The organism is Acidiphilium sp. 20-67-58 (assembly GCF_002255515.1).
Taxonomy (GTDB): Bacteria; Pseudomonadota; Alphaproteobacteria; order Acetobacterales; family Acetobacteraceae; genus Acidiphilium.
Genome location: NZ_NCAS01000057.1, coordinates 1 through 9,680, shown reverse-complemented (window position 1 = coordinate 9,680; position 9,680 = coordinate 1). Strand labels below are relative to the sequence as shown.

General features: G+C 68.5%; 8 protein-coding genes. 1 reads left to right on the top strand and 7 read right to left on the bottom strand.

Annotated features, from left to right (window positions below):
• Window positions 1-223: 223 nt before the first annotated feature.
• The 6 genes from B7Z76_RS14955 to adh all read right to left on the bottom strand — a co-directional run bounded on the left by B7Z76_RS14955 (window position 224) and on the right by adh (window position 6,368).
• Window positions 224-985 (bottom strand): response regulator transcription factor, encoded by a 762-nt coding sequence (locus B7Z76_RS14955; RefSeq protein ID WP_291344967.1) that lies wholly within the window; start codon window positions 983-985, stop codon window positions 224-226.
• Window positions 986-1,363: 378 nt separating this feature from the next.
• A complete protein-coding gene (locus tag B7Z76_RS14950) occupies window positions 1,364-1,816 on the bottom strand; it encodes a c-type cytochrome (RefSeq protein WP_174504252.1) in 453 nt (150 codons plus the stop codon).
• 27 nt (window positions 1,817-1,843) lie between these two features.
• Complete coding sequence (locus tag B7Z76_RS14945; protein ID WP_291344966.1) at window positions 1,844-2,617, bottom strand: hypothetical protein; 774 nt, start codon at window positions 2,615-2,617, stop codon at window positions 1,844-1,846.
• Window positions 2,618-2,660: 43 nt separating this feature from the next.
• Complete coding sequence (locus tag B7Z76_RS14940) at window positions 2,661-4,373, bottom strand: methanol/ethanol family PQQ-dependent dehydrogenase (RefSeq protein ID WP_174504251.1); 1,713 nt, start codon at window positions 4,371-4,373, stop codon at window positions 2,661-2,663.
• A gap of 10 nt (window positions 4,374-4,383) precedes the next feature.
• Window positions 4,384-4,833: a DUF779 domain-containing protein gene (locus B7Z76_RS14935; protein WP_291344965.1), complete on the bottom strand. Its 450-nt coding sequence runs from the start codon at window positions 4,831-4,833 to the stop codon at window positions 4,384-4,386.
• A 2-nt stretch (window positions 4,834-4,835) separates the two neighbouring features.
• Complete coding sequence (gene adh / locus B7Z76_RS14930; RefSeq protein WP_291344964.1) at window positions 4,836-6,368, bottom strand: aldehyde dehydrogenase; 1,533 nt, start codon at window positions 6,366-6,368, stop codon at window positions 4,836-4,838.
• A 314-nt stretch (window positions 6,369-6,682) separates the two neighbouring features.
• On the opposite strand from adh, the gene B7Z76_RS14925 reads away from it, so the two are divergent.
• Complete coding sequence (locus B7Z76_RS14925) at window positions 6,683-8,647, top strand: sigma-54-dependent Fis family transcriptional regulator (protein ID WP_174504250.1); 1,965 nt, start codon at window positions 6,683-6,685, stop codon at window positions 8,645-8,647.
• Here the strand turns inward: B7Z76_RS14925 and B7Z76_RS14920 are convergent, their stop codons facing one another.
• On the bottom strand, window positions 8,648-9,535 hold the full coding sequence (locus tag B7Z76_RS14920; protein ID WP_174504249.1) for an N-formylglutamate amidohydrolase: 888 nt from the start codon (window positions 9,533-9,535) through the stop codon (window positions 8,648-8,650).
• Window positions 9,536-9,680: the final 145 nt, after the last annotated feature.

Genomic DNA, 9,680 nt, shown 5'->3' with positions numbered 1-9,680 from the left:
CGCCACACGATATGACAAAACCGCACGAAATTTCCTCGCTGGTATTTGCCTTGTCCTCGCCGTCACATCTTGGATCAGTTGAGTCCAGAGCCTAGAGCACGTTCCGACCAGATGGACTCACCTGATCGGATAAAGATGCTCTTATTATCAATATGGCAGAGCATCATCCGATCAGGTGAGTCGATCTGATCAGATGATGCTGCAAGCCGCGCCGGCGCGCGGGTCAGGCGTGCGGCAGGGCGGTCTGCGCCTTGTAGACCGCCTCGGTGCGGTTGGTCGCGCCGATCTTGCGCATGATGTTCTTGATGTGGACCTTCACCGTGCTTTCGCTCACGCCAAGCTCGTAGGCGATGATCTTGTTGGCCTTGCCGCGGCGGAGATAGGAAAACACCAGGCGCTGGCGGGGGGTGAGGAAATCGCCGTCGGCCAGGGCGGCGGGGGGACGGTCGGACGCATCGTCGAGCAGGAGTTCGACAGGGGCGAACTGGCCGCCGGCCTGGACGAAGCGCAGCGCCGCCGCGGCGAGCGGCAGGCCGATCCGGCTGGTGGGGACGAAGCCTTGCGCGCCCTCGACGAAGAGGCGGCGGACGAAGGCCGGATCGGTCGGTTCGGCGGAATCGTGCAGCACGACGATCGGCGTATCGGGGCAGGCGGAATGGAGCGCGCCGATATCGTCGAGCACCGGCATCGCCGCCCTGCCCTCGCCATGGGCATGGCAGAGCAGCAGGTCGAACCCGGCCGCCGCAGCGCCGATGCATTCGGCGGCGGTGGTAAAGCCCTGCACCGCGAAATCGCCGCCCGCCGCGCCGAGCGCGCCGGCGAGGCATTCGCGCGTCAGCCGCGAGGAATCGACGAGGCCGACCCGCGCGCGGGCGGCAGGGCGCGGCAGCGGGACGGGTTGCGGCCGGGGTCGCTCGTGCGTACGGGCGAGAAAGGGGACAAACGGCTGCTCGCCGCGCTCCTGCTCCATATCATTCCGTTGCATGTCGGCTCACCTTTGATGATTGCGGAAACCGGATCACTCACCTGAATTGAAGAAATGTTACGATCTTTCGATCTCGTATCAATATATATTAATATTTTCAGGAATGGGATGAAAAATTGTAAGACTCGGTGACAGAGGATGACGGCACCGGAACAGGCGGCGGGCGCGTGGGAGCAGAAAAAACGGCGCGCAACGCGGGCGCGCGGGAGCAAAAAAACGGCGCGCAACGCGGGCGCGTGGGAGCAGAAAAAACGGCGCGCAACGCGGGCGCGTGGGAGCAGAAAAAACGGCGCGCAACGCGGGCGCGTGGGAGCAGAAAAAACGGCGCGCAACGTGGGCGCGCCGTTATGCCGGGTTGGTGCGGGGGTTACCCGGCTTTTACTTGACCTGGGAGACCAGCTTCGCCGTCGAGGCGCCGGCGGCGGCGTAGGTGAGCGCGGTGCTGCCGGCGGGGTAGCCGTTCTTGCTCAGGATGAAGGCCATGATGTCGGCATAATCCTTGTGCGACAGGCTGCCGGGGGCGCCGGCGGGCATCTGCTGGGACAACTCGTCGAAGATCGCGGCGACGGTGTAGTTGTTCGCGGCGCTGGCGAAGCCCTGGCCGATCAGGGCCGGGCCGCTGATGCCTTCCAGGTTCTTGCCGTGGCACATCGAGCAATGGGCTTCGAAGGTGGCGTGGCCGGCGGTGGCCTGGGACGCGGTGTAGAGCGCGGGCAGCGGCGCCGCGGCGGCGAGAGCGACACTGCCGGCAGCGGCGGCGAGGCCAGTGAGCAGGCGGGTGAGCAGGCGGGCGTGCGGGCGGCGCAGCGAGCGGGAGAGGCGTTGGAGCATCGGGGTAGTCCTTTCGAGCGGAAGGCGTCAGGGCGTGTAATAGGGGGCGACCAGGCGGGCCAGGGTTCCGGCTTTCGCGAGGCGGGCGAGTGCGGCATCGAAGTGGCGCGCGGCGGCGCGGCCGGCCTGCGTCGGCGCGTGGAGGGCGACGACCGACCAGTTCGCGTGCGGCTGGCGCAGGGCGCGCTGGTGGATGGTCATGTGGTGCCGGGCCAGCGCCTGTTCGAGCAGCGGCTGCCAGAGCAGGGCGTAGGCGACCTCGTGCCGGCCGAGGGCGGCGAGCACGCTCGCGGGCGTGGAATACTGGTGCTGGGCGAGATGCGCGCCGGGGCCGGTGCTGAAATAGGTGGTTGGCACGGTGAGGTAGACGACGCCGATTTTTGTGCCCGGCGCGAGCTGCGCCAAGGCGGGCGGCGCGGTTTCGCCGGCGATGACGAAGCCGGTGCGCAGATAGGGGTGCGTCGCGGCGACGCCTTGCGGCAGCGCGGGATGGAGGGTCTCGACCGGGAAGCCCATCACGAGGTCGCAGCGCCTGACCAGCCCGGCGAAGAAGCTGGGTTTCTTGGCGTTCAGCGCATCGGAGCCATCGCGCGTGTCGATGCTGACGATGCGCGGCGCGCTGCCCTCGATCCGGCCGATGGCGGCGATGAGCGCGCGATCGACCGATTGCAGCGGATTGGCCCGGTCGATGCAGACCGAGGGGCCGGACGAGGCGAGCGCCGGGGCGATGCCGCCGGCCGCGAGCAGGAGCGCTGCCAGGGCGGTGCGGAGAAGACCCGGCCGCAAAAGCGGCCGGATCACGAGGCGAAGACCCGGCCGCAGCAGCGGCCGGGGTGAACGACGATCAACCATTGAGCGCGAAGACGTGGAGCTGGCCACCGCGCGGCGCCTTGGCGAGCGAGGCGCCGAGCTTGCCCGACCACAGCGGCCACACGCCGCCCCAGCCCGACCAGACCGCGACATATTGCTTGCCGTCGAGCGTGTAGGAGATCGGGTTGGCGATCACGCCGGAGCCGAGATAGGGGCTCTTCCAGAGGATTTTCCCGGTCTTGGCGTTGAAGGCGTAGAGATGCCCGTCGGTCGTGCCGGAGAAGACGAGGCCGCCGGAGGTCGCCATCGCGCCGCCATCCCAGGGCTCCTTCGTGCGGTGCTGCCAGACCTGCTTGCCGGTGGACAGATCGATCGCCTGGATCGAGCCCATGTGGTGCGGCGAGGCGGGGTCGGGCTTCATCTCGAAGGTTTCGCCGAGATAGGGCAGGCCCGCGGCGTAGCTGACCGGCGCGCCCTTCATCGTCATGCAGGCGTGCAGCGTCGGCACATAGGCCATGTTGGTCGCGGGATCGACCGCGCCGGGCCACCAGTTCTTGCCGCCGAGGAAGCTCGGGCAGGTGAAGATCTGCTTGTCGAGCGCGGGCTGGACCTTCGGGTTGTTGACGGCGTGGCCATCCTTGATCCCGGTGATCGAGATGTCGTGCACGAAGGGCACGGCGTAGATCAGCTTCCCGTTCTCGCGGTTGATGGCATAGAAATAGCCGTTGCGGTTGGCCTCGACGAGGGCGTGGTAATGCTTGCCCTTCACGGTGATGTCGGCGAGCTGGGCAGTGTTCACACCGTCATAGTCCCAGGTATCGTTGCGGGTGTACTGGTAGTGCCACTTGATCGCGCCGGTGTTGGGATCGATCGCGATCACGCTGTCGGAATAGAGGTTGTGGCCGGGGCGCATCGAGGCGAGCCACGGACCCGGGTTGCCGACACCCCAGAAGACTTCCTTGGTCTTGGGATCGTAGGTGCCGGTCATCCACGGGCTGCCGCCGCCATGCTTGTAGGCGCCGGCCGGCCAGGTCTTGCCGCCGGGCTCGGTCGGCGAGGGGATGGTGTGGGTTTTCCAGAGCAGCTTGCCGGTCAGCGCGTCGAGCCCGACGATGAAGCCGCGGGCGCCGTATTCGCCGCCGCCGGCGCCGATGATCACTTTTCCGTCAACGACCAGCGGGGCCGCGGAGATCGAGTAGCCGACGCCCGGCTTTTCGAGCTCGACGTTCCACAGCACCTTGCCCGTTTTCGCATCGAAGGCGAGGACGTGATTGTCCAGCGTGCCCATGAAGACTTCGTTGCCATAGACGGCGACGCCGCGATTGTTGGTGTCGCAGCAGACGGTCTTCAGCGCGGTCTTGGGAAGATCGTAGTCATATTCCCAGAGTTTCTGGCCGGTCTTGGCGTTGAAGGCGATGAGGTGATCGAGCGGGGTGGTGGCGAACATGTAGTCGCCATTGACGATCGGGGTGCCTTCGAAACCGTCGGGGATGTCGATTTTCGCAGACGACCACACGGTTTTCAGTGAGGCGACGTTCTTGGTGTTGATCTGGGAGAACGGCGCGTAATCGTCGCCGGCGTAGCTGCGGTTGTACATCAGCCAGCCGTTGGAGGAGGAGGCATTGTCGAGCTGGGCCTGGGTGACGCTCGGATAGGCGGGCTGGGCCGAGGCGGCGCCGGCGGCGAGCAGCGTGCCGGCAAGCGCGCCGAGCAGCGCGGTTCCGGTTCTGGCGAGTCGTGATTTCATGAAGGTCTCCCTAAGAGTTTCTGGTGTTGTGGTGGGTTTCAAAGAGCGGCGCTTCTGCGCGCCGGCAGGCTTGGGGAGCCGGGGCGGCGGCGGCGACGGTTGCCGCGGCGTCCTCGGTCGGGAACAGCCGCGAGCGCACATGAAAGCGCAGCCCGGTGCCATTGTCGAGCGAGAACATGCCGCCGATGCCGGCGACGACGTCGATGACGAGCTGGGTGTGACGCCAGTATTCGAACTGCGACGCGCCGATATGGAACGGCGCGCCGCCGATGATCCCGAGGCAGACATCGTCCGGGGAAACGACGAAATCCGCCTGCGGGAAGCACATCGGCGCCGAACCGTCGCAGCAGCCGCCCGACTGGTGGAACAGGACCGGGCCGTGCCGCGCCGTGAGTTCGGCGATCAGCGCGAGGGTCGATGGCGTCGCGATCACGCGCGGCATGGGGTCCGGTCCGGTCATGATCAGAAGAAGCCGAGCTTCTTCGGGTCGTAGCTGACCAGCATGTTCTTGGTCTGCTGGTAGTGGTCGAGCATCATCCGGTGGGTTTCGCGGCCGATGCCGGATTGCTTGTAGCCGCCGAAGGCCGCGTGCGCCGGGTAGAGGTGGTAGCAATTGGTCCAGACGCGGCCGGCCTTGATGTTGCGGCCGAAGCGATAGGCGCGGCTGGCATCGCGCGTCCATACACCGGCGCCGAGGCCGTAGAGCGTGTCGTTGGCGATGGCGAGCGCCTCGTCCTCGTCCCTGAACGTCGTCACCGAGACGACGGGGCCGAAGATTTCTTCCTGGAAGATCCGCATCCGGTTATGGCCGCGGAAGATGGTGGGCTGGATGTAGAACCCGTCGGCCAGTTCGCCGCCAAGTGCCGCGCGGCCGCCGCCGGTGAGCACTTCGGCACCTTCCTGGCGGCCGATGTCGAGATAGGACAGGATTTTCTCGACCTGCTCGCTGGAAGCCTGGGCGCCGACCATCGTCGCCGCATCGAGCGGGCTGCCCTGGCGGATCGCCTGCACGCGGGGGACGGCGCGCTCTATGAAGCGGTCGTAGAGGCTTTCATGGATCAGCGCGCGCGAGGGGCAGGTGCAGACCTCGCCCTGGTTCAGCGCGAACATCGCGAAGCCTTCCAGCGCCTTGTCGAGGAAGTCGTCATCCTCGGCGGCGACGTCGGCGAAGAAGATGTTGGGCGACTTGCCGCCCAGCTCCAGCGTGACCGGGATCAGGTTGTGGCTGGCATATTGCATGATCAGCCGGCCCGTCGTCGTCTCGCCGGTGAAGGCGATCTTGGCGATGCGCGGCGAGGAGGCGAGCGGCTTGCCGGCTTCGAGGCCGAACCCGTTGACCACGTTGAGCACGCCGGGGGGCAGCAGATCGGCGATCAGCTCGACGAGGACGAGGATGCTGACCGGGGTCTGCTCGGCGGGCTTGAGGACGACGCAATTGCCGGCGGCGAGTGCGGGGGCGAGCTTCCAGACCGCCATCAGGATCGGGAAGTTCCAGGGGATGATCTGGCCGACCACGCCGAGCGGCTCGTGGAAATGATAGGCCACGGTGTTGTGGTCGATTTCCGACAGCGAGCCTTCCTGGGCGCGGATGCAGCCGGCGAAATAGCGGAAATGGTCGATGGCGAGCGGGATGTCGGCCGCGGTGGTCTCGCGGATCGGCTTGCCGTTGTCGATCGTCTCGACATAGGCGAGGAGGGCGAGGTTTTCCTCCATCCGGTCGGCGATGCGGTTGAGCATCAACGCGCGATCGGCGGCCGAGGTGCGGCCCCAGGCATCCGCCGCGGCGTGGGCGGCGTCGAGCGCGAGGTTGATGTCCGCCTCGCCGGAGCGGGCGACCTCGGTATAGGCGTGGCCGGTGACCGGGGTGACGTTGGCGAAGTAGCGGCCCTCGAGCGGGGCGATGAAGCGGCCGCCGATGAAATTGTCATAGCGGGGCTTGAAGGTGAATCCGCCGGGAGCGATTCCGGGCGAGGGACGGATGGCGCCGTCGGGCATGGTCTGGTCCTCCTTCTGGCGGCCTCGGGACGGGCCGCGCTGATTGTTTCGTGAGGATGATGAGCAAGCGCCGTGCCAACGCGCGGATGCGGCCCGGCGCGCGGGGTTTGCGGCGCCGCGCCCGATGATTTACCGCGCCGCGCCCGGCGATACGGGGGCGGCGGGACGTCCCGATCGGGGACACTGTCCCAAAACGGGACGTGTCGCATTGTTGCGTTGCGCCGCCCGACAGCGGGGCCTAGTGTCAGGCAAACATGACGGCGGGCGACAGACCACGCCGCGACACTCGAGGAAACGCAGGGCGGGCTACGCGCATGGACCATCATTCCGCATATCGAGACGACAGGACGGCGCGGTTGCGGGAGGGCAAGGAGCGTCTCTCGGCCGGGCTGCAAGGAGCGGCGCCGAACGCGCTGCTCGCGCGCTCGTGGCAGCGCTGCGTCAGCGCCGGGCTCGCGCCGGATCTCGGCGCGCGGGAGGCACCGCATCTGTGCGGCGCGGAGCTGCGCGAGGCGCGGGAGCGGGTGTCGGACCTCGCGGTGCGGGCGCGGCCGATCATCGACTATCTCTACGGGCAGATCCGCGATTCGGGCTGCATCGTGCTGCTCTCCGACGGCGATGGTTTCCTGCTCGATGCGGTCGGCGATGCGAGCTTCACCGGGCGGGCGGCGCGGGTGGCGTTGCTGCCGGGGGCGAGCTGGGCGGAGGCGGACCGGGGGACCAACGCGGTCGGCACCGCGCTGATCGAGGCGGCGCCGGTGGTGGTGCATGGCGCCGAGCATTTCCTGGAGCGGAACAATTTCCTCGCCTGCGCGGCGTCGCCGCTGATCGCCTCGACCGGGGAGCTGCTCGGCGTGATCGATATTTCCTGCGACCAGCGGGTGTATCATCCGCACACCTTCGGGCTGGTGCGGGCGGCGGCGCAGATGATCGAGACGCGGATGTTCGAGATGTCACATCTGCGTGACATCAAGCTGCGGTTTCACGCGGCGCGGCAGGGGATCGGCACGCCGGGCGAGGCGGTGCTCGCGCTCGCGGCCGACGGGACGCTGCGCGGGGCGAACGGGGTGGCGATGGAGATGCTCGGGTTGCGGCGGGCGGATCTCGGGGTCGCGCCGGTGAGTTCGGTGTTTCACGATACGCTGGACGCGCTGCTGGCGCGGGAGCGGCGGTGCGGCGGCGAGGCGATGGAGCTGCGCGGGCCGGGCGGGCGGCGGATGTTCCTGCGCGTCGAGATGCCGCTGCGGCCGCGGGCGCCGCGGGGGACGACGATCTGGCCGAGCGACGCGCTGGCCGCACTCGAGACCGGCGATCCGCTGGTGGCACGGGCGATCGGCCAGGCGCGGCGGGCGCTGGGGCGGGCGATCCCGATCCTGATCCATGGCGAGACCGGCGTGGGCAAGGACGTGATGGCGCGGGCGATCCACGCCTCGGGGCCGCGGCGGGGCGGGCCGTTCGTCGCCGTCAACTGCGCGGCATTGCCGGAGACGATGATCGAGGCGGAGCTGTTCGGCTACGCGCCCGGCGCCTTTACCGGGGCGCGGCGCGAGGGGGCGGCGGGGCGCATCCGCGAGGCGGCGGGGGGTGTGCTGTTCCTCGACGAGATCGGCGACATGCCGCTCGCACTGCAGACGCGGCTGCTGCGGGTGCTGGAGGAACGGGTGGTGACGCCGCTGGGCGGCAAGCCGGTGGCGGTGGATTTCACCCTGCTCTGCGCCACCAACCGCGACTTGCGGCGGGCGGTGGCGGAGGGGCGGTTCCGCGCCGACCTGTTCTACCGGATCAACGGGCTCGGCATCACCCTGCCGCCGCTGCGCCGTCGCGCCGATCTCGACGCGCTGGTCGGGCGGATTCTCGGCGGCGAGGGCGAGGCCGGGCGGCGCCTCGCGCCGGAATTGCGCGCGGCCTTCGGCGCCTATGACTGGCCGGGCAATATCCGCCAGCTCGCCAATGTGCTGCGGATCGGCCAGTCGATGTGCGATCCGGAGGAGGAGGAGATCGGCTGGGAGCATCTGCCGGACGATATCGCCGAGGAGCTGCGCGGCGGGGCGGATGCAGGCGATGCGGAGGGGAATTGCGAGGACGGGGACGTTTTGTCCGGCGGGGCGGTATCGCTGCGCGAGGGGGCGGCGTCGCTGCGCGAAGGGGCGGACCAGATCATCCTGCGCGCGATCGAGGCGGCGGGCGGGAACATGAGCCGGGCGGCGCGGCGGCTCGGCATCAGCCGCAACACGCTCTACCGGCGGCTCGCGCAGATCCGGGCTCTGTCAGACCGATAATCAGAGCAGCGCGGGGATCGCCGTGGCGAGGGTCGAGAACAGGTTCGTCAGGCTTGACCGCAGCGCGGCGAAGCCGGGGCCGCGGCGGAGTTCGGCCTCGTCCATATAGAGGGCGCGGGCGATCTCGATCTGCACGACATGGACGTGCTCGCGCGGGCGGCCATAGTGGCGGGTGACGTAGCCGCCGGCATAGGGATCGTTGCGGCGGAGGGTGAAGCCCTCGCCGCGCAGGGTCTGTTCGACGAGGTGCACGATCGGCCGGGCGCAGGCGGCGCCATGCAGGTCGCCCACCACGATGTCAGGCCCGTGGCCGTGGGCGATGCCGGGCAGGCGCGGCATCGAATGGATGTCGAGCAGGAGGCAGGCGCCGAAGGCGGCGCGGGTTTCGGCGATCAGCCCGGCAAGGGCGGCGTGATAGGGGCGCCAGCAGGTCTCGATCCGGGCCTGCGCCTCGGCGAAGCGGAGCTTGCCGCGATAGATCGGCTCGCCGGAGGCGACGACGCGGGCGATGGTGCCGAGGCCGGCGGCGACGCGGGGGCTCGTGGCATTCACATAAGACGGCAGCTGATCCTCGAACATCGCCGGGTCGAGTTCCCAGGGCTCGCGATTGACGTCGCACCAGGCGCGGGGGAAGCGGGCGGCGAGCAGCGGCAGGCCGAGGACGGGTGCGCCGGCGCACAGCTCATCGACGAAGCAGTCCTCGCTCTTGCGCAGGGCGCGGGCATCCAGCCGGGAGAGGGCGAGGAAATCGGGCGTGTAGGCGCTGCCGGAATGCGGCGAGGCGACGACGACCGGGGCGGCCTGGCGCGGCGGGCGGGTGAGGACGCAGGGGCCGGGTTCCGCATCGGCACAGGCGGCGGGTTCGGGGCGCGGGGAAGCCAGATCCATGACCGAGCATAAAGCCGATGCGGCGGCGCGCGGTCAATGACGCGGTCTAGAGCACGTTCCGATCCATCCGGATCGGATGTCGTGCTCTATCTTGTTGATAATTAGAGCATCTTTATCCGATCAGATGATTCCATCTGATCGGATG

Bases quoted from the DNA above. Each gene is read 5' to 3' on its own strand.
- B7Z76_RS14955 (WP_291344967.1), bottom strand. From the start codon at position 985: ATGCAACGGAATGATATGGAGCAGGAGCGCGGCGAGCAGCCGTTTGTC.
- B7Z76_RS14950 (WP_174504252.1), bottom strand. From the start codon at position 1,816: ATGCTCCAACGCCTCTCCCGCTCGCTGCGCCGCCCGCACGCCCGCCTG.
- B7Z76_RS14940 (WP_174504251.1), bottom strand. From the start codon at position 4,373: ATGAAATCACGACTCGCCAGAACCGGAACCGCGCTGCTCGGCGCGCTT.
- B7Z76_RS14935 (WP_291344965.1), bottom strand. From the start codon at position 4,833: ATGACCGGACCGGACCCCATGCCGCGCGTGATCGCGACGCCATCGACC.
- adh (WP_291344964.1), bottom strand. From the start codon at position 6,368: ATGCCCGACGGCGCCATCCGTCCCTCGCCCGGAATCGCTCCCGGCGGA.
- B7Z76_RS14925 (WP_174504250.1), top strand. From the start codon at position 6,683: ATGGACCATCATTCCGCATATCGAGACGACAGGACGGCGCGGTTGCGG.
- B7Z76_RS14920 (WP_174504249.1), bottom strand. From the start codon at position 9,535: ATGGATCTGGCTTCCCCGCGCCCCGAACCCGCCGCCTGTGCCGATGCG.